17 protein-coding genes are annotated in these 17,608 nt (G+C 65.3%); 12 read left to right on the forward strand and 5 right to left on the reverse strand.

Going from position 1 to position 17,608, the window contains the following annotated elements; translation table 11 throughout:
• The first annotated feature begins 103 nt into the window (after positions 1 to 103).
• Both AC07PE_RS09105 and AC07PE_RS09110 read left to right on the forward strand, forming a co-directional pair.
• Positions 104 to 1,615, forward strand: coding sequence for a T6SS phospholipase effector Tle1-like catalytic domain-containing protein (locus AC07PE_RS09105; RefSeq protein ID WP_498763388.1), 1,512 nt, complete (start codon positions 104 to 106; stop codon positions 1,613 to 1,615).
• A gap of 118 nt (positions 1,616 to 1,733) precedes the next feature.
• Entirely contained in the window at positions 1,734 to 3,569 is a 1,836-nt protein-coding gene (locus AC07PE_RS09110) for a DUF885 domain-containing protein (RefSeq protein ID WP_498763390.1), read from the forward strand.
• Positions 3,570 to 3,573: 4 nt separating this feature from the next.
• Here AC07PE_RS09110 and pdxR read toward each other — a convergent pair whose 3' ends face one another.
• Positions 3,574 to 4,983, reverse strand: a complete 1,410-nt coding sequence (gene pdxR, locus AC07PE_RS09115; RefSeq protein WP_498763392.1) for a MocR-like pyridoxine biosynthesis transcription factor PdxR — start codon at positions 4,981 to 4,983, stop codon at positions 3,574 to 3,576.
• Between the two features lie 98 nt (positions 4,984 to 5,081).
• Here pdxR and AC07PE_RS09120 point away from each other — a divergent pair, with 98 nt between their 5' ends.
• Together AC07PE_RS09120 and AC07PE_RS09125 are read left to right on the forward strand one after the other, a co-directional pair.
• Entirely contained in the window at positions 5,082 to 5,531 is a 450-nt protein-coding gene (locus tag AC07PE_RS09120) for a carboxymuconolactone decarboxylase family protein (protein WP_498763394.1), read from the forward strand.
• Positions 5,532 to 5,544: 13 nt separating this feature from the next.
• On the forward strand, positions 5,545 to 6,195 hold the full coding sequence (locus AC07PE_RS09125) for an HD domain-containing protein (protein ID WP_498763396.1): 651 nt from the start codon (positions 5,545 to 5,547) through the stop codon (positions 6,193 to 6,195).
• Here AC07PE_RS09125 and AC07PE_RS09130 read toward each other — a convergent pair.
• Positions 6,192 to 6,506 carry an EthD family reductase gene (locus tag AC07PE_RS09130; RefSeq protein ID WP_498763398.1) on the reverse strand — a complete coding sequence of 105 codons (315 nt, stop codon included), beginning with the start codon at positions 6,504 to 6,506 and terminating at the stop codon, positions 6,192 to 6,194. The two genes, AC07PE_RS09125 and AC07PE_RS09130, sit on opposite strands and share 4 nt — an antisense overlap.
• 208 nt (positions 6,507 to 6,714) lie before the next feature.
• Here AC07PE_RS09130 and AC07PE_RS09135 point away from each other — a divergent pair, with 208 nt between their 5' ends.
• Both AC07PE_RS09135 and AC07PE_RS09140 read left to right on the forward strand, forming a co-directional pair.
• Positions 6,715 to 7,629: an ABC transporter ATP-binding protein gene (locus tag AC07PE_RS09135; RefSeq protein ID WP_498763400.1), complete on the forward strand. Its 915-nt coding sequence runs from the start codon at positions 6,715 to 6,717 to the stop codon at positions 7,627 to 7,629.
• Between the two features lie 9 nt (positions 7,630 to 7,638).
• Positions 7,639 to 11,220, forward strand: coding sequence for a M1 family aminopeptidase (locus tag AC07PE_RS09140; RefSeq protein ID WP_498763403.1), 3,582 nt, complete (start codon positions 7,639 to 7,641; stop codon positions 11,218 to 11,220).
• 66 nt (positions 11,221 to 11,286) lie between these two features.
• On the opposite strand, the gene AC07PE_RS09145 is transcribed toward AC07PE_RS09140, so the two are convergent.
• Both AC07PE_RS09145 and AC07PE_RS09150 read right to left on the reverse strand, forming a co-directional pair.
• Positions 11,287 to 11,814, reverse strand: coding sequence for a ribonuclease domain-containing protein (locus tag AC07PE_RS09145; RefSeq protein WP_498763405.1), 528 nt, complete (start codon positions 11,812 to 11,814; stop codon positions 11,287 to 11,289).
• A gap of 96 nt (positions 11,815 to 11,910) precedes the next feature.
• Positions 11,911 to 12,237, reverse strand: a complete 327-nt coding sequence (locus AC07PE_RS09150) for a hypothetical protein (RefSeq protein WP_498763407.1) — start codon at positions 12,235 to 12,237, stop codon at positions 11,911 to 11,913.
• Between the two features lie 198 nt (positions 12,238 to 12,435).
• On the opposite strand from AC07PE_RS09150, the gene udk reads away from it, so the two are divergent.
• Complete coding sequence (gene udk / locus AC07PE_RS09155) at positions 12,436 to 13,077, forward strand: uridine kinase (protein ID WP_498763409.1); 642 nt, start codon at positions 12,436 to 12,438, stop codon at positions 13,075 to 13,077.
• Here the strand turns inward: udk and fnr are convergent, their stop codons facing one another.
• A complete protein-coding gene (fnr, locus tag AC07PE_RS09160) occupies positions 13,078 to 13,848 on the reverse strand; it encodes a fumarate/nitrate reduction transcriptional regulator Fnr (RefSeq protein WP_498763411.1) in 771 nt (256 codons plus the stop codon).
• Between the two features lie 195 nt (positions 13,849 to 14,043).
• Here fnr and AC07PE_RS09165 point away from each other — a divergent pair, with 195 nt between their 5' ends.
• The 5 genes from AC07PE_RS09165 (at position 14,044) to AC07PE_RS09185 (ending at position 17,606) form a co-directional block, all read left to right on the forward strand.
• Positions 14,044 to 15,471, forward strand: a complete 1,428-nt coding sequence (locus AC07PE_RS09165; protein ID WP_498763413.1) for a cytochrome ubiquinol oxidase subunit I — start codon at positions 14,044 to 14,046, stop codon at positions 15,469 to 15,471.
• 6 nt (positions 15,472 to 15,477) lie between these two features.
• Positions 15,478 to 16,485: a cytochrome d ubiquinol oxidase subunit II gene (gene cydB, locus AC07PE_RS09170; protein ID WP_498763415.1), complete on the forward strand. Its 1,008-nt coding sequence runs from the start codon at positions 15,478 to 15,480 to the stop codon at positions 16,483 to 16,485.
• Positions 16,485 to 16,607, forward strand: coding sequence for a DUF2474 domain-containing protein (locus AC07PE_RS09175; protein WP_498763417.1), 123 nt, complete (start codon positions 16,485 to 16,487; stop codon positions 16,605 to 16,607). The genes cydB and AC07PE_RS09175 overlap by 1 nt, the downstream gene beginning before the upstream one ends.
• Positions 16,608 to 16,737: 130 nt before the next feature.
• Entirely contained in the window at positions 16,738 to 17,367 is a 630-nt protein-coding gene (locus AC07PE_RS09180; protein WP_498763419.1) for a TorD/DmsD family molecular chaperone, read from the forward strand.
• Positions 17,364 to 17,606: a formate dehydrogenase gene (locus AC07PE_RS09185; protein WP_498763421.1), complete on the forward strand. Its 243-nt coding sequence runs from the start codon at positions 17,364 to 17,366 to the stop codon at positions 17,604 to 17,606. The genes AC07PE_RS09180 and AC07PE_RS09185 overlap by 4 nt, the downstream gene beginning before the upstream one ends.
• Positions 17,607 to 17,608 lie beyond the last annotated feature (2 nt).

The raw sequence follows: 17,608 nt of genomic DNA on the forward strand, positions 1-17,608 counted from the left end.
GTGGTGCTTATTCAACATGCAATAAGGATATTTCAAAACCGCAAGTATTTTCGTCAAGAATTGCTGCAAAATCCTCTAGGTTTTCTTACTCGAGGAGGCAGCGATGGTGAACCTGGTGGTATGTTGCGACGGTACCTGGAACGACCCGAACCAGAAAGACAACGGGGTGCTGGCGCCCACGAATGTCGTCAAGCTGTACAACGCGGCGCTCGACAGCGACGCGCAGAAACGCTACTACCACCCCGGTGTCGGGGCCGGCGATTCCTGGTGGGACAAGGCGATCGGCGGCGGCACGGGCACGGGGCTGTCGCGCAACATCATGAGCGCCTACCGCTGGCTGTGCGAGAACTACGAAGCGGGCAGCGCCATCTACCTGTTCGGATTCAGCCGCGGCGCCTTCACGGTGCGCAGCCTGGTCGGCTTCATGAATTGCTGCGGACTGCTGCGCACGGCGCAACTCGGGGTCGAGGAAGTGTGGCCGGCCATCGAGAAATTGTACGAACGCGGCTACCGGCAGCGGGCCGACATCGGCCTCTTGCGCGAAGAGATCGGCGAATCGAAGTTCCACAACGCGGCGAAAGAGCTGATTCCGGTCCGCTTCGTCGGCGTGTGGGATACCGTCGGCGCGCTCGGCATTCCCGATTATCTCGGCCTGCTGAACGCGGTCTTCGACCTGCGCGACAACAACTTCCACGACACCCGCCTGGGCCGCAACGTGCAGACGGCCCGGCACGCGCTTGCCATGGACGAGATGCGCGAAAGCTTCCAGCCGACGCTGTGGACCGATGTCCCGGCGGACGCCGACGTCAAGCAGGTGTGGTTCCCCGGCGTCCATTCCGACGTCGGCGGCGGCTACCAGCAAAGCGGCTTGTCGGACGGCGCGCTGCAGTGGATGCTCGAGGAAGCAAAGCAGGCCGGCCTGAAGGTGCGGGCGGGCGTCGAGCAGCAGATCAAGCCGAACGCCCTGGACATCCTGCACGACTCCTGCGAAGGTTTCTTCTCGATGCTGCCGACCCAGCCGCGCGCCGTGCCTTCGCTGCTGGAGCACGGGCATTTCCATTCCTCGGCCCTGGAGCGCTACGAGGTGCCGCCGCTGACCCAGGCGCCGTATCGCATGCCGCACCGCAGCGCGGACGGCAAGGGCATCGACATCTTCGCGCGCCAGCAGTGGAACCTGACCGGCATCTGGCTCGAGGCGGGCAAGACCTACCGCTTCAAGGCGCGCGGGCAATGGCTGGACGCCTCGATCAGCTGCGGCCCGGCCGGTGCCGATGACGGGCATTTCCAGGCCGGCGAACTGGCATATGCCTTCGGCGACCTGCTCGGCCAGGTAAGACGCGCCTTCCGCAAGATGACCGGCAACGAGAACGCCGACCTGCGATTCACCCGCCGGCATGAAGACGTCGAATGGTTCTGCCTGACCGGTGCGATCGCGAACGGCCGCGGCGTCGTCGGCGCCCACGCCGTACCGCACGAGTACTTCACCATCGGCGACGGCTGCACCTATGTGCCGCAGGAAGCGGGCTATCTGTACGCGTATGCGAACGATGCCTGGAACTGCTACGGCAACAACAAGGGTTCGGTCGAGCTGACGGTCGAGGAGGTGGACGGCTGAGGCAGACACCGGCCGGCGAGCGTTTCGTGTTCGCCGGCCGGTCCGGAAAGCCGGGCTGGGCCGGCTTTTCATGGTAAATTTCTCAGAGTCAATACGACTCGAACGATAAGAGAGAGACATGCCCCAGACCCGTCCACGCGCACTTCACGCCTTCCTTGCCACCCTGTTCCTCCCGCTGGCCCTGAGCGCCGGCATGCCGCAGGCACTTGCGGCCGGCACCTCCGCCAAACCGGCGGCCGCCGCCATCAAGCCGAACAAGGCCTTCGACACCTGGGCCGACCGCTTTGCCGAAGACTGGGTCCGCGCCAATCCGCAGCTGGCCACCTCGACCCAGTACTTCGAAGGCGCCCGCCAGGACGCCCTGGACCGCCAACTGACCCCGCTCACCCGCGAGCAGCGCCGCAAGATGGTGGCGCTGGCCAAGACCGGCGTGGCGCGCCTGGACGCCTTCCTGGCCGGCCCGCTGAGTGAAGAGCAGCGCACCTCGGCCGCGGTGATGCGCTGGAGCCTGGCGAATACGGTCGCCAGCGAGCCCTTCGAGGACTACAGCTTCGTCTTCAACCAGTTCAGCGGCGTGCAGGTGGGCCTGGTGAACTTCATGACCAACACGCACCCGCTGCGCCGCGCATCGGACCTGGGCAGCTACATGGCGCGCCTGGAGCAGGTCGGCCCGCGCATCGACGAAGCCCTGGTGCGGGCGAAGGAAGCGGCGGCGAAAGGCCTGATCCCGCCGCGCTTCATCCTCGAGCGCGCCCAGTACCAGGTCGACCTGTTCCTGACGCCCGAGGCCGCGAAGAACGTGCTGGTGACCACGCTCGACGAGCGCCTGGCCAAACTGGCCGACGTGCCGGAAGCGGCGCGCACCAAGGCGGCGACGGACGCGGCGCGCATCGTCGAGGAGAAGATCCGCCCGGCCTACCGCCGCGTGCAGGCCTTCATGGCCGAGATCCATCCGCGTACCGGCGACATTGCCGGCATCACGCGTCTGCCGGGCGGCATGGCGGCCTACCAGCAGGCCTTGCGGACTTATACCAGCACCAGCCTGACGGCCGAGCAGATCCACGAGATCGGCCTGCGCGAAGTGGCGCGCATCGAGGGCGAGATGGACCGCCACCTGCGTTCGCTCGGCTTCGCGGAAGGCACGATCGAGCAGCGCATGAAGCAGCTGGACGCCAGCTTCCAGCCGAAGACGGAAGGCGATCCGCGCCCCGAGATCCTGAAAAAGTACGCGGCCATGGTGGCGGACGCCGAGCAGCGCAGCAATGCCCTGTTCAACCTGAAGCCGCGCGCCCCGGTCGAGGTGCGCCGCGAACCGCCGCTGACCGAGCCCTCGGCCGCCGCGCATTACTCGCTGCCGGCGCCGGACGGCAGCCGTCCCGGCATCTTCTGGGTGCCGATGCGCGGCCCGAGCTTCGACATGGTGCGCATGCGCAGCCTGTCCTACCACGAGGCGGTGCCGGGCCACCACTTCCAGCTGGCGATTCAGCAGGAGCAGACCGGCCTGCCGAAGTTCCGCGCCCAGCGCATCTTCGGCGGCGGCAGCGCCCACAGCGAAGGCTGGGGCCTGTACGCCGAACGGCTGGCGGTGGAGCAGGGCTGGTACGAGGGCGACGTGCCCGGCCTGCTGGGCGCACTCGGCTCGGAGCTGTTCCGCGCACGCCGTCTCGTGGTCGATACCGGCCTGCACACCAAGGGCTGGACCCGCCAGCAGGCGATCGACTACGGCATCGGTGCGCAGGAAGTGGAGCGCTACGTGGCATGGCCGGGCCAGGCATGCGCCTACATGGTCGGCATGCTGCGCATCCTGGAACTGCGCGACCAGGCGAAGCGCGATCTGGGCGACAAATTCTCGCTGCCGGCCTTCCACGACGTGGTGCTGAAGAACGGCTCGGTGCCGCTGGACGTGCTGGGCGAGATCGTCCAGCGCTGGGTGGCGCAGCAGAAGCAGGCCTGAGGCCTCAGCCCGGCCGCACCAGCGCCGCCAGCCGGCGGCAGTCCTCGGCGATGCGGGCCACGTCGACGTTGGTCACGCCCAGCAGCAGCCCTTGCCGGCGGGGCGGCTGATCGTACCAGGGCGACAAGGGTGTCGGCGCCAGGCCGAACTGGCGCGCGCGCACGGCAATCTCGACGTCGGATACCGGCCCGTGCAGGCGGGTCACGACCGCCATGCCGGCCGTGGCCTGCACTTCGATCGCGCCGGCCGCCTGCTCGCGCAAGCCATCCAGCAGGGCTGCGCGGCGCGCCGCATACACCCGCTTCATGCGCCGCAGATGCCGCAGGTAGTAACCTTCCTGCATGAAGGCTGCCACCGCGCGCTGGACCATGCCGGCGGGCGCCGGCGCCAGGCAGGCCATCAGGTCGCCGAAGCGGCGTACCAGAGCCGGCGGCACCACCAGGAAGCCCAGGCGCAAGGCCGGGCTGATCGTCTTGCTGAAGGTGCCGATATGGAGCACGCGCTCGCCCTGGTCGAGCGAGGCGAGTGCCGGCGCAGCCCGTCCCGCCAGCTGCAGCTCGCTCAGGTAATCGTCCTCGACGATCCATGCATCCTGCTGCCGCGCCCATTCCAGCAGCGCCAGGCGGCGCGACAGCGGCATCGTCATGCCGAGCGGCGCCTGCTGGCCCGGCGTCACCACGGCGAGCGCCGCAGCGGGTGCGATCCGCGTGCCGGCCGCCACGTCCAGTGCTTCCTCGTCGACCGGAACGGCCACCGGCCGCATGCCCGCCAGGCCCAGCGCGGTGCGGGTGAGCGGAAAGCCCGGCTCCTCCATCCAGGCCTGCTTGCCTTCCAGTCCGAGCCCGCGGATGGCGAGGCCCAGCGCGCCGGAAAAGCCCGCCGTGATCAGCACCTGGGACGGGCTGCAGCGCAGTCCGCGGCCGATGCCCAGGTAGGCCGCCACTTCCTTGCGCAGGGCCGGGTCGCCGCGCGGATCCGGATACCCGACCGCGCCCGCTGCGCTGCGCTTCGCCTCCTGCGCCAGCATGCGCGACCACAAGCTGACAGGAAACTCGTCCTGCGCCGGAACGCCCATCTGGAAGGGCAGGGGCAGGGTCCCGAAATCATGGAACAGGTCGGGCATGGGCGGCGCTTCCGCGGACCAGGGCGACACCGGGGTGGTTGAAGGGCGCTCGGTGACGCGGGTGCCGGCCGCGCCCAGGCCCAGCGCAAGCTGCTCGTCGATGAGGCGCTCGTAGGCCAGGCGCACGGTGCCGCGCGAGACGCCCAGCTGCACCGCCAGGTCGCGCCACGATGGCAGCTTGGCGTGCGGCGGGATTTGCCCCGACTCGATGGCCGCGCGGATGGTCGCGTAGATCTGGGTGGCGAGCGGCGTCTTCTTGTCGCGGTCGAGGCTGATGGAAAGCTGGGTCATCGCCGATGGTACATTGAAAATGGCGATTCTTGGCACTGTTTTTTGACCACCCGATAAGCCATCCTTCTGCTTTCACCCGCTCAAGCAAGGAGAACACAATGACTCAGCGTATGGACTACAACACCGCAAGCCCCGCCGGCATGAAAGCGCTCGGCGGCGTCTACGGGCATATCCTGCAATCCGGCCTGCCCAAGGTCTTGGTCGACCTCGTCTACCTGCGCGTCTCGCAGATCAATGGCTGCGCCTATTGCATCGACATGCATTCGCGCGACCTGCTGAAAGAGGGCGTCACGATCGACAAACTTGTGCTGGTGCCGGCCTGGCGCGAGGCCGAGGCCCTGTTCAGCAGCGCCGAGCGCGCCGCGCTGGCCTGGGCCGAAACCGTCACCCGCGTGGCGGACAGCGGCGTGCCGGACGCCGAGTACGAAGCAGCAGCGGCAGTATTCGACCAGAAGCAGCTGGCCGATCTGACCATCGCGATCGGCCTGATGAACGCCTACAACCGCATGGCGATCGGCTTCCGCGCCGTGCCGGCGGCCGTCAAATAATCGGCGCAGGGCCATGGACACCGCTATCGCCGGCGTGCGCATCCCGGACAGCAGCATCGCGCGCGAGATCGCCCAGCTCGTCCGCGATACCGGGAGCGAGCTGCTGTTCCAGCATTCGCTGCGCGTCTATTACTGGGGCGCCCTGAGCGGCAAGCGCCAGGGCCTGCAATTCGATCCGGAACTGCTGTACGCGGCCGCCATGTTCCACGACATCGGCATCGCGCCACGCTACCACGGCAGCCAGTTGCGCTTCGAAGTGGACGGCGCGAATGCCGCGCGCGACTTCCTGCGCGGCCACGGGATTCCCGAGAGCGAGGTCGAGAAAGTCTGGCTGGCGATCGCCCTGCACACGACGCCGGGAATTCCGGAGCACATGCATCCGGAAATCGCCCTGCTGCAGGCCGGCGCGGGCATGGACATCGCGGGCCGCAACTTCGACCAGTTCAGCGGCGACGAACGCGAAGCCGTGCTGGCCGCCCATCCGCGCGGCCCCGGCTTCGGGCACGAAATCATCGACGCCTTTTATTGCGGGTTGAAGCACCGGTCGGCCAGCACCTTCGGCAGCTTCAACGACGACTTCCTCGCCTTCAAGGATCCGGGCTTCCAGCGCGCCGACATGTGCAGCATCATCCTCGGCTCGCGCTGGGAGCGGCCGGAGGCCTAGCCCACCACCACCTCGCTCATCTGGATCACCGGCTTCTGGTTCGTATAGTTGGGAATATCGCCCATGATTTCCTTCGTATGCGGCCCGAAGCCGGTCTGGAAGTCCTCGACCGAATCGCAGAACAGGTGGCCCATGGCGATGTAGGGCGCGTTCGGGTCGGCTGCGCCCTTGGCCAGCGCCTTGTCGACCGTATAGAACTTGCAGTAGTCGCCCATCAGCCGCTTCACCATGGGCATGTGCTGGTCCCGGTAGTAAGTGTCGTCGAAGCGGGCGTCCGGGCCGTTCGGGTACATCACGCTAACCTTGATCATGGTCTGTCTCCTCTTTGGGGTTGGCTCAAGTTGTGCAGTGCATCCTGCGCCAGTGGCGGGCGCTTTTCAAGTTCCCATGCATATATCAGCAATTCGTCGTTCAGACATCGAATACCGCAACTCATCGCAATATATCTTGAACATTGCTTTTAATTAAGTGTAGATTATCCAAAAGGAAATATTCCTGGACAACTTTTGGAGAACCCGGATGTTATCGATCAAGCAGCTCAACAAGACCTATGCCAACGGCGTCAAGGCCATCAACAATGTCAGCCTCGAGATCCCGAACGGCATGTTCGGCCTGCTCGGCCCGAACGGCGCCGGCAAGTCCTCGCTGATGCGGACCATCGCGACGCTGCAGGATCCGGACAGCGGCAGCATCCATTTCAATGGCCTCGACGTCCTGAAGAACAAGGAAGGGCTGCTGCGCCAGCTCGGCTACCTGCCGCAGGACTTCGGCGTCTATCCGAAAGTCAGCGCCGAAAAGCTGCTGAACCACTTCGCCGTGCTGAAAGGCCTGACCGGCAAGGGCGAGCGTAAGGAAGCGGTCGAAGGCCTGCTGCACCAGACCAACCTGTGGGACGCGCGCAAGCGCCAGCTCGGCACCTATTCGGGCGGCATGCGCCAGCGTTTCGGCATCGCCCAGGCCCTGCTCGGCGCGCCGCGCCTGGTGATCGTCGACGAGCCGACCGCCGGCCTCGATCCCGACGAGCGCAACCGCTTCCTCAACCTGCTGGCCAAGATCGGCGAGCAGGTGGTGGTGATCCTGTCCACCCACATCGTCGAAGACGTGACCGACCTGTGCCCGCGCATGGCGATGATCGCCAAGGGTACGGTGCTGCTGCAGGGCGAGCCCCAGGCCGCTATCGATACCCTGAAGAACCGCGTCTGGCGCCGCACCGTCAGCCAGGACGCGCTGCCGGAATACCAGGAGCGTTTCAATGTGCTGTCGACGCGCCTGGTGGCGGGCCGGCCGCAGATCAACGTATTCGCCGAGTCGCAGCCGGACGAGGGCTTCGTGAGCGTCGAGCCGGACCTCGAAGACGTCTACTTCCTCCAGATCCGCAACGCCGGCCGTGCAGCAAGCGCGGCGCCGGCCGTGGCCGCACCCGCAATGGCATAAGGAGCGGCCATGTTGAGAGAATTCTTCAGTTTCGAGCTGGGCACCCAGCTGCGCCAGCCCCTGCTGTGGGTATGCGCGCTGATCTTCGGCGCGCTGGCCTTCGGCGCCACCACCACCGACGCGATCCAGGTCGGCGGCAGCATCGGCAACGTGAACCGCAATGCCCCCGTCGTCGTTGCCAACCTGCTCGGCGCCTTCAGCCTGATGTCGATGTTCGTGGTGACCATCTTCATTGCCGGCACCGTGCTGCGCGACAGCGAAGTCGGCATCTCCGACATGCTGTTCGCGACGCCGATGAAGAAGCATCATTACCTGGTCGGCCGCTTTTCCGCCGGCCTGGTGGCCTGCCTGCTGATCTTCGCCGTCGTCATCGCCGGCATGATGCTCGGTCCGCAGATGCCCTGGGTCGACCCGCAGCGCGTCGGGCCTTTCCCCGGCGGCGCCTACCTGTGGGCGCTGGGCGTGCTGGTCCTGCCCAACCTGTTCTTCGTCGGCGCGCTGCTGATGCTGCTGGCCTCGACCACGCGCTCGATCATGCTGGTCTACGTCGGCGTGCTGGCCTTCTTCGTGCTGTGGATCGTGGCCGGCAAGTTCACCCAGAACATCGACAACGAATGGATCGCCGTCCTGGCCGACCCCTTCGGCATCCGCGCGCTGGGCCGCGCCACCCGCTACTTTTCCACCGCCGAGGCCAACGCCGGCCTGCCGGACATCGCCGGCTATATGCTGGCCAACCGCGTGGTCTGGACCTCGGTCGCGCTGGCGCTGTTCGGCCTGACCCTGGTCCTGTTCAAGCCGCAGCGCGCGGGTACGGGCAAGCGCCTGTTTGGCAAGGCCAAGCCACTGCCGGCGCCGGTGCCGGTTCCCGCACACATCGCCCTGCCGCGCATCGAACCGCGCTTCACGAACGCCACCCGCTGGACCCAGTGCTGGCACATCTTCGCCTTCGATGCCGTGGCGGTGTTCAAGAGCGTGCCTTTCCTGGTCATGCTGCTGTTCGGCGTCCTGAACATGGTCGGCGCCGGCTCCCAGATGGGCAAGATGTTCGGCACCGACGTCTATCCGATGACCCATCTGATGATCGAACTGCTGAGCGGCAGCTTCAACTTCTTCCTGATCATCATCGTGACCTTCTACGCCGGTGAGCTGATCTTCAAGGAGCGCCAGGTCAAGATCGCCGACGTCAACGACGCCATGCCGGTGCCGAACTGGGCGCCGCTGGCGGCCAAGAGCCTGGCGCTGATGGGCGTGGTGCTGGCCTTCCTGTTCGCGGGCAGCCTGGCGGCGATGGCGATCCAGCTGGTCAAGGGCGGGGCGCCGATCGAGCTGCCGGTCTACGTCAAGGGCGTCCTGATTTCCGGCCTGCCTTTCGTCCTCATGGGCTTGATTGCCGTGGTCCTGCAGGTCATCACGAACAACAAGTTCGTCGGCTATCTGCTGATGATCCTGCTGCTGGTATCGCAGATCGTCGCCGGCTTCATGCACTTCGATCACAACCTGATGAACATCGCCGGCCTGCCGCGCACCCCTTACTCGGACATGAACGGCTATGGCCACTTCATCGCCGGCTGGGCGTGGTTTGCGCTGTACTGGAGCCTGTTCACCGTGGCTTCCCTGATCCTGGCCCAGGCCTTCTGGGTGCGCGGGCTGTCGCTGGACTGGCGCTCGCGCGTGCGCCACGCCGGCCGCCGCCTGAAGGGCGCGTCCGGCGTGGCGCTGGCGCTGTGCCTGGTCGCCTTCGCCGGCGTGGGCGGCTGGATCTTCCACAACACGAATACCCTCGCGCGCTACGAAGCCGGCGACGTGGCCATGGACAAGAGCGCGGACTACGAAAAGACCTATCGCAAGTACAAGGACCTGCCGCACGCGAAGATCACTGACGTCAGCGCCGCGGTGGACATCTATCCGGACCAGCGCCGTGTGCTGATCAAGGGGCACTACGTCCTGCAGAACAAGACCGGCCAGCCGCTCGACACCCTGCGCCTGCAGCTGAATCCGGACGTGGAGACCACCTTGTCCGGACTGCCCGCGCACAAGGTCGAGCTGGATGACAAGAAGTTCGGCTTCCGCATCGTCAAGCTGGCGCAGGCCCTGCCGCCGGGCGGACGTTTGCCGCTGGACTTCACGGTCGACGTGCGCCGTCCGGGCTTCCGCAACAACGGCGAGGCCGACACGATCAACTACAACGGCACTTTCTTCAACAACCGCGCCTTCTTCCCGCTGATCGGCTACCAGCGCGACCAGGAGCTGCAGGACCGTAACGAGCGCCGCAAGCGCGGCCTGGGCGAACCGGAGCGCATGGCCAAGCTGGAAGACCAGGCAGCGCGCGCCAATACGATGTTCGGCGCCGACGCGGACTGGATCAACTTCGAGACGACCGTCTCGACCAGCGGCGACCAGATCGCGCTGGCGCCTGGCTACCTGCAGAAGTCGTGGAAGGAGAACGGCCGCAACTACTTCCAGTACAAGATGGACCAGAAGATGATGCCTTTCTTCGCCTACCTGTCGGCCAACTGGCAGGTCAAGAAGGGCGACTGGCACGGCATCCCGATCGAGATTTACCACGATCCCAAGCACCGCTACAACGTGGACCGCATGATCGAGGCCACGCAAAAGGCGCTGGACTACTACACGACCCAGTTCACGCCTTACCAGCACAAGCAGGTGCGCATCCTGGAGTTCCCGAACTACGCCAGCTTTGCGCAGTCGTTCGCGAACACGATCCCGTTCTCGGAAGCGATCGGCTTCATCGCCGACCTGCGCGACAAGGAAGCCATCGACTACGTCTTCTACGTGACGGCCCACGAAATGGCGCACCAGTGGTGGGGTCACCAGGTCACCGCCGCCAACGTGCAGGGCTCGAGCATGCTGATCGAATCGCTGTCGCAGTATTCGGCGCTGATGGTCATGGAGAAGGAATACGGCCGCCACCAGATGCGCCGCTTCCTGCGCTATGAGCTGGACCGCTACCTCAGCTCGCGCGGCAGCGAAGCCATCGAAGAACTGCCGCTGATGCGCGTGGAAAACCAGCAGTACATCCACTACCGCAAGGGCAGCCTGATCTTCTACCGCCTGCGCGACGAGATCGGCGAAGAGGCCCTGAACCGCGCGCTGAAGCGCTTCCTCCAGGACAAGGGCTACCAGGAGTCGCCGTTCACGACCTCGGCCGAGCTGGTGTCGTATATCCGCGCCGAAGCGCCGGCGGACAAGCAGGCGCTCATCACCGACCTGTTCGAAAAGATCGTCTTCTACGACAACCGGGTGACTGAGGCGAGCGCGAAGAAGCGCGCCGACGGCCAGTGGGACGTGACCATGAAGCTGCACCTGGCGAAGATGCAGGCCGACGGCAAGGGCAAGGAGACTCCGCGCGCCTACGACGAGCCGGTGGAGATCGGCGTGTTTGCGCGCGCCAAGGGGGCCAAGGAGGCGGACGAGAAGGTGCTGTTGCTGGAGAAGCGCGTGCTGTCCGGGGCCAATCCGGTGCTGACCGTGACGGTGAAGGAGCGGCCTTTCGAAGTTGGCGTCGATCCTTACAACAAGATGATCGACCGGGTGTCGCGGGATAATCGCAAGGAGATCAGTATCGACTGAGCACCGGGGTCGAAGCGCTGAACGAGGCTTCGATCCCGACTTCCGTCCATTGTTAAGATTTGGGGGCTAAGTTGCGTGTTGCTTGGCCTTCGACTTCACCGCTTCATCGACAGCTTGCCTCAGACCTGGTGACATGCCGGTAATGATGTAGAACCCGTTTCTCCACTCCTCATCAATGGCATAAGTGGCATTCTCACGTTCTTCGTCTCGCTCGGCTTTCGTTCCTCCGCGAACCTGGACTCGCTCGTAATGGCATGCGGTGAAGAAAAGCTGGGTGGTGGTACACCTGGCGACGATTCGTCGTTTGCCCCGATGCTTGAGTCCGGGCGTCGGGACCGTGTACTCGAGGTACCTGCCGCTCGGCAGATCGCCAAAACTGTTCCCAAAGAAGTCACCATCTTTCCCCGGGTAAGGAAATGGCCCGTCGGTCACGATCAGCCCGATGGTCTTACGGGCTTCGGGCGGTAACTGGTCGTAGTCGATTGCATATAAGGCGTTCCCCATGTTGCTGCCGCGCCCGAGCATTCCATGTCGCCGCATCCCGTGTTCTTCGATTGACCGATCCAAATAACTTACTGCAACGGGTCTGGACATCATCTTTCTCCGCCAGGTTCGCCGACGCAGCCGGCGATCGCTGCCCGGCCTGGCGGTGTCCGCCATGGCAGCCGGGCAAGCGCGATGCGTCGCCACTTAACGCCGGTCTGCCGGCGGCGTGTCGGTTGGCGGGGTGCTAGGCGGGGTGGTTGGCGGGGTCGTCGACGTTGCGCCGGCGCCCTGGCCCGAAGCACCCACCGTACCCGGGCTGCCGGTGGCGGGCGAACCCGCGGCGCCGCTCTGGCCGCTGCCGGTGGTACCCATCGCGTTGCCTTCCGTCGTGCTGCTGGAGGCGGAGCCGCTTGCCGTCGAACCCGTTGCCGAGCTGCCGCTCATGTCGCTGTCGCGGCTGCCTGTCGCGCTGCATGCTGCCAGGGACAAGCTAATCATGCTGCTGATGAGAAGGACTTGCATTGTTTTCATGATCATCTCCTTATATAGCTTGGTAAGATCACCACAACAGCAAATAGTTCAGGATCAGGGATGCATGCAATTCTTACCATCTCGGACCAGTTCCTGCCCCATGCCGAGTTGAGGAATGCGACCGAAAAGCTGTACCTGGAAGGCTGACTCGGGGCCATCCCCCTGTCGGTTCGCGCGCCGCTCCGGTATCATTCGGGGATGAACCAGATTTCCTTCCAACCCTTTGTCATCGGTGTCGCCGGCGGTAGCGGCAGCGGCAAATCGACGGTGACCCAGCAGGTGCTGGCGTCCTTCGGCGCCGAAATGGTCTCGGTCGTGATGCAGGACGACTACTACAACGACCAGTCCGACCTCACCCCCGAAGTCCGCCGCAAGCAGAATTACGACCATCCGGACGCCTTCGACTGGGCGCTGATGGTGCAGCATGTCCAGGCCCTGCGTAATGGCGAAACGATCCAGATGCCGGAATACGACTTCACGATCGACAACCGCTCCAGCAAGACCATTCCGGTCAAGCCGGCGCCGGTGATCGTGATCGAAGGCCTGTTCGCCTTGTACGACGCGGACTTGCGCAAGATGATGTCGCTGAAGATTTTCGTCGACACGGCGCCGGACGTGCGTTTCATCCGCCGCATGCAAAGGGATATCTCCGAGCGCGGCCGCACGACGGACAGCATCGTCAACCAGTACCTGGAAACAGTGCGTCCGATGCACAAGCAATTCATCGAACCGACCAAGCGCCACGCCGACGTCATCCTGCCGCACGGCGCGAACGGCCCGGCCGTCGACGTCATCACCACCAAGGTGGCGAGCGTCATTGGAAAGCTGAAACAGCCCTGATCAGGCCATCGGACTGCACTGCTCGGTCCCGGCCGCCAGCGCCTTCAGGCGCGCCGGATCGAGCAGGGTCACCTCGCGCTTGTCGATGGCCAGCAAGCCCATCTTTTTGAAACGCGACAGCAAGCGGCTGATGCTCTCGATCGTCAATCCCAGGTAGTTGCCGATGTCTTCGCGCGACATGCGCAGGGCGAACTGGGTCGGCGAATAGCCGCGCGCGGCGTAGCGGGCCGACTTGTTGACCAGGAAAACGGCGAAACGCTGCTCCGCCCGCATATTGCCGAGCAGCAGCATCGCGTTCTGCTCGCGCGTGATCTCGCTGCTCATCATGCGGTGGAAGTGGCGCAGCAGGGTGGGCACCTGGCCGAACAGGTCTTCCAGATTGGCGAAGGGGATCTCGCAGACTTCGCTGTCCTCGAGCGCGACGGCATCGCAATGGTGGCGTTCGCTGCTGATCGCATCCATGCCGAGCAATTCGCCGGCCATCTGGAAGCCGGTGATCTGGGTCTCGCCGGCCGCGTTGATCTGGTAAGTCTTGAAATGCCCGAAGCGCACCGCGTACAGGTTGCGGAATGGGTCGTCCTTGCGGTACAGGTGCTCGTCGCGCGCCACCCGGCGGCGGCGGCCGATGATCTTGTCGAGGCGCTCGATGTCCGCATCTTCCAGGCCCATCGGCAGGCAGAGCTGGTGCATGCTGCAGGCCACGCAGCTGGCCTTCAGGGTCTGCACGTTCAGCGGCTTGTCGTCATTGGGGAAGCTGATGGCCTGGATCATCGGGTAGGCGGGCGAAGGGTGTGAATGTCCGTGATTATACGGGTGCTGTTCAAGGAGCGGGCCGCCATCAGGCTGAGCTTTAATGTCCTGTTCACACTCTGTCGCATTTTGATCCCGGACCAGCCTTGCCACCCTGGCAATCGTGCGCACCCCCGCGCGTGCTAGATTCGGCACACAACAATAAGGGGAGCTCACATGTTCGGCTTGGCGGCATTGGACCTGGCGCGCCTGCAGTTCGCGTTCACGATGTCGTTCCACATCCTGTTTCCGGCCATCACTATCGGCCTGGCAAGCTACCTGGCCGTGCTCGAGCTGTGCTGGCTGAAGACCAAGCGCCAGGTCTTTGTCGACCTGTATCACTTCTGGCTGAAGATCTTTGCCGTGACCTTCGGCATGGGCGTGGTCTCCGGCATCGTGATGGCTTACCAGTTTGGCACCAACTGGAGCTATTTCTCCGAATACGCCGGCGCCATCACCGGGCCGCTGCTGGCCTATGAGGTGCTGACCGCCTTCTTCCTCGAAGCCGGCTTCCTGGGTGTGATGCTGTTCGGCTGGACCAAGGTCGGGCCCGGCCTGCATTTCCTCGCCACCTGCATGGTCGCGCTCGGCACGCTGATCTCCGCCACCTGGATTCTCGGCTCCAACAGCTGGATGCAGACGCCGCAGGGCTATGCCATCGTCGAGGGTCGCATGGTGCCGGTCGACTGGCTCAAGATCATCTTCAATCCTTCCTTCCCGTACCGGCTGGTGCACATGTCGATCGCCGCGTTCCTGTCGACGGCGCTGTTCGTGGGCGGATCGGCCGCCTGGCATTTGCTGAAGGGACGTGGCAATGAAGCGGTGCGCACCATGCTGTCGATGGCGATGTGGATGGTGCTGATCGTCGCGCCCATCCAGGCCGTGGTCGGGGACATGCACGGCCTGAACACACTGCAGCACCAGCCTGCCAAGATCGCGGCGCTCGAGGGACACTGGGAAAACGAAGGGAACAAGCCGCTGCCGCTGCTGCTGTTCGGCATCCCGTCGATGAAGGACGAGGAGACCAGGCTGGCCGTCGGCATCCCCCGCGTCGGCAGCTGGATCCTGACCCACACCTGGGGCGGCCAGATCAAGGGTCTGAAGGAATTCCCGAAGAACGAGCGGCCCAACTCGCTGATTCTTTTCTGGAGCTTCCGCACGATGGTCGGCCTGGGCCTGCTGATGATCGCGCTGGGCGCCTGGAGCCTGTGGCTGCGGCTAAAAAAGCGGCTGTACGACAGCCGCGGCTTCCTGACAATGGCGATGTGGATGGGCCCGGCGGGCCTGCTGGCAGTGCTGGCCGGCTGGATCACCACCGAGGTCGGGCGCCAGCCCTGGATCGTCTATGGCGTGCTGCGCACGGCGGATGGCGCCTCGAAAATCTCCGCCGGGCCGCTTGCCTTGAGCCTGGCCCTGTTCGTGGCCGCCTACCTGTTCGTGTTCGGGGTCGGCATCGCCTACGTGCTGCGCCTGGTGCGCAAGGGGCCGCAAGCCTTCGACACCACCCGCGCGGCGCGGGGCGGGCCGGGCCAGGGACGCACGCCGGCGCGGCCCTTGTCGGTGCCGGAAGCCGAGGCCTCGGCCAACGAAGACAACATCACCTGAACGAGCATGGACATCGACATCACCGCGGTCTGGGCAGCCATCATCTTCTTCTCCGTCTTCATGTACGTGGTGCTGGACGGCTTCGACCTCGGCATCGGCATGCTCTATCCCTTCGTCCCGGCCAGGCGCGACCGCGACACGATGATGAACTCGGTGGCGCCGATCTGGGACGGCAACGAGACCTGGCTGGTGCTGGGCGGGGAAGGGCTGCTGGCGGCCTTTCCGGTGGCCTATGCGGTGATCCTGCCCGGCCTCTACCTGCCGCTGATCTTCATGCTGATCGGCCTGATCTTCCGCGGCGTGGCCTTCGAATTCCGCTTCAAGGCCAACGACCGCGAACGGCCGATCTGGGACCTGGCTTTCATCTGCGGTTCGATGGCGGCGGCCTTTTTCCAGGGCGTGGCGCTGGGCGCCTTCCTTTCCGGGATTCCGGTGTCGGGACGCAGCTACGCGGGCGGGCCGCTGGACTGGTTCGCGCCTTTCCCGCTGGCGTCCGGCGGCGGCGTCATGATCGCCTATGCACTGCTGGGCGCGACCTGGCTGGTGATGAAGACCGGCGGCGAACTGCATGAACGCATGCTGAAGCTGGCGCGGCCCCTCACCTGGCTGCTGCTGGCGTCCATCGCCGTGGTCAGCGTGTGGACGCCTCTAGCCCAGCACCAGGTGGCCGAGCGCTGGTTCAGCTTCCCGAACCTGCTGATCCTGTCGCCGGTGCCCTTGCTGGTGGCGGCAGCCGCCTTCTGGCTGCTGTGGTCGCTGCAGCGCAGTCCGTCCTGGCAACCCTTCGCCGCCGCGCTGGCGCTGGTGCTGCTGGGCTTTACGGGCATGGCGATCAGCATCTGGCCGCACATCGTCCCACCCTTCATCACGATCTGGGAGGCGGCCGCGCCGCCGGCCACCCAGAGCTTCGCGCTGGTCGGCACGCTGATCGTGCTGCCGCTGATCCTGGCCTATACGGGTTGGGCTTATTACGTGTTCCGCGGCAAGGTCGTCGATACCGAGGGTTATCACTGATGAAGTCGCTTTGGATGCGCAGGCTGGGCTGGATGCTGGGTCTCTGGATGCTGGGCGTGGCGGCGCTGGGCGCCATCGCCTGGCTGTTGCGGGTGCTGATGCATGCGGCCGGCATGAGGTGAGGGGGCCGAAAAAGTTCAAGCGTGCGCGCCCTTCAGCTTCCCTGGTACTACACTTTCGGTGCAGATTTGCTAACGGGAGAACCGCTCAGTGCCACCGGAGAACGCGTCTTTACAAACGATTGCCTTACCCTTGTCTGATGAAGACCAGGCGCGGGCCGATTTTTACGCACTGATTGCCCGCCTGATGCTGGCGCCGCCGAACGCCGGCCTCTTGAAAGCCTTGGCCGACGCCGAGCCTGTCCACGCCGAGGGCCTCGCCGAAGCGGGTCTCGCCCTCGAAGACGCCTGGCTGAAACTGAGCCAGGCCGCCAGCGTGATGGACGCGGAGGCCGTCGCCGAGGAATTTTCGGCCCTATTCGTCAGCACCGGCAACCCGCTCCTGAATCCGAATGGCTCCTTCTATATCGCGGGCCACCTGAACGACACGCCGCTGGCCGAACTGCGCCATGACCTCTCGCGCCTGCGCATTGCGCGCGCGCGCGGCGTCGGCGAGTTCGAGGACCACCTTGGCGCCCTGTGCGAAACCATGCGCGTGCTGATTGCCGGCGCGCCGGGCATCGCGCGCCAGCCGCTCGAAGAGCAGCAGCAGCTGTTCACGGCCCATATCCAGCCCTGGTACGCGGCCTGCCTGGCCGACATCGCAGCCGCGGAACCGGCCAATTTCTACCGGGTGGTCGCCGCCTTCGCCGGCGCCTTCCTCGGGGTCGAAGCCCTTGCGTTTGCAATGTGGCAGCCGGCCGATTCCTACCAGCCCGCATGAGGACCATCATGGCCAACGACCCGAAACGTCCCGATCACGCTCCCGATCAGGCTCCCGATCCCGCCCGCCGCAGCCTGCTGAAGGCCGCGCCCCTGGGCGCCCTGGCCGTGGTGGCCGCCCGCGCCGGCGCCGCCGAGACAGCGCCGCCCGCAGCCGCGCCCGCGGAAGACGCCAAGCCCAAGGGCTACCGCGAGACCGAACACATCCGCCGTTACTACGCGACGGCCGCGTACTGGTAAAG

The organism is Telluria sp. GW821-FHT07G12 (genome assembly GCF_059418525.1).

Bases quoted from the DNA above. Each gene is read 5' to 3' on its own strand.
- AC07PE_RS09105 (WP_498763388.1), top strand. From the start codon at position 104: ATGGTGAACCTGGTGGTATGTTGCGACGGTACCTGGAACGACCCGAAC.
- AC07PE_RS09110 (WP_498763390.1), top strand. From the start codon at position 1,734: ATGCCCCAGACCCGTCCACGCGCACTTCACGCCTTCCTTGCCACCCTG.
- pdxR (WP_498763392.1), bottom strand. From the start codon at position 4,983: ATGACCCAGCTTTCCATCAGCCTCGACCGCGACAAGAAGACGCCGCTC.
- AC07PE_RS09120 (WP_498763394.1), top strand. From the start codon at position 5,082: ATGACTCAGCGTATGGACTACAACACCGCAAGCCCCGCCGGCATGAAA.
- AC07PE_RS09125 (WP_498763396.1), top strand. From the start codon at position 5,545: ATGGACACCGCTATCGCCGGCGTGCGCATCCCGGACAGCAGCATCGCG.
- AC07PE_RS09130 (WP_498763398.1), bottom strand. From the start codon at position 6,506: ATGATCAAGGTTAGCGTGATGTACCCGAACGGCCCGGACGCCCGCTTC.
- AC07PE_RS09135 (WP_498763400.1), top strand. From the start codon at position 6,715: ATGTTATCGATCAAGCAGCTCAACAAGACCTATGCCAACGGCGTCAAG.
- AC07PE_RS09140 (WP_498763403.1), top strand. From the start codon at position 7,639: ATGTTGAGAGAATTCTTCAGTTTCGAGCTGGGCACCCAGCTGCGCCAG.
- AC07PE_RS09145 (WP_498763405.1), bottom strand. From the start codon at position 11,814: ATGTCCAGACCCGTTGCAGTAAGTTATTTGGATCGGTCAATCGAAGAA.
- AC07PE_RS09150 (WP_498763407.1), bottom strand. From the start codon at position 12,237: ATGAAAACAATGCAAGTCCTTCTCATCAGCAGCATGATTAGCTTGTCC.
- udk (WP_498763409.1), top strand. From the start codon at position 12,436: ATGAACCAGATTTCCTTCCAACCCTTTGTCATCGGTGTCGCCGGCGGT.
- fnr (WP_498763411.1), bottom strand. From the start codon at position 13,848: ATGATCCAGGCCATCAGCTTCCCCAATGACGACAAGCCGCTGAACGTG.
- AC07PE_RS09165 (WP_498763413.1), top strand. From the start codon at position 14,044: ATGTTCGGCTTGGCGGCATTGGACCTGGCGCGCCTGCAGTTCGCGTTC.
- cydB (WP_498763415.1), top strand. From the start codon at position 15,478: ATGGACATCGACATCACCGCGGTCTGGGCAGCCATCATCTTCTTCTCC.
- AC07PE_RS09175 (WP_498763417.1), top strand. From the start codon at position 16,485: ATGAAGTCGCTTTGGATGCGCAGGCTGGGCTGGATGCTGGGTCTCTGG.
- AC07PE_RS09185 (WP_498763421.1), top strand. From the start codon at position 17,364: ATGAGGACCATCATGGCCAACGACCCGAAACGTCCCGATCACGCTCCC.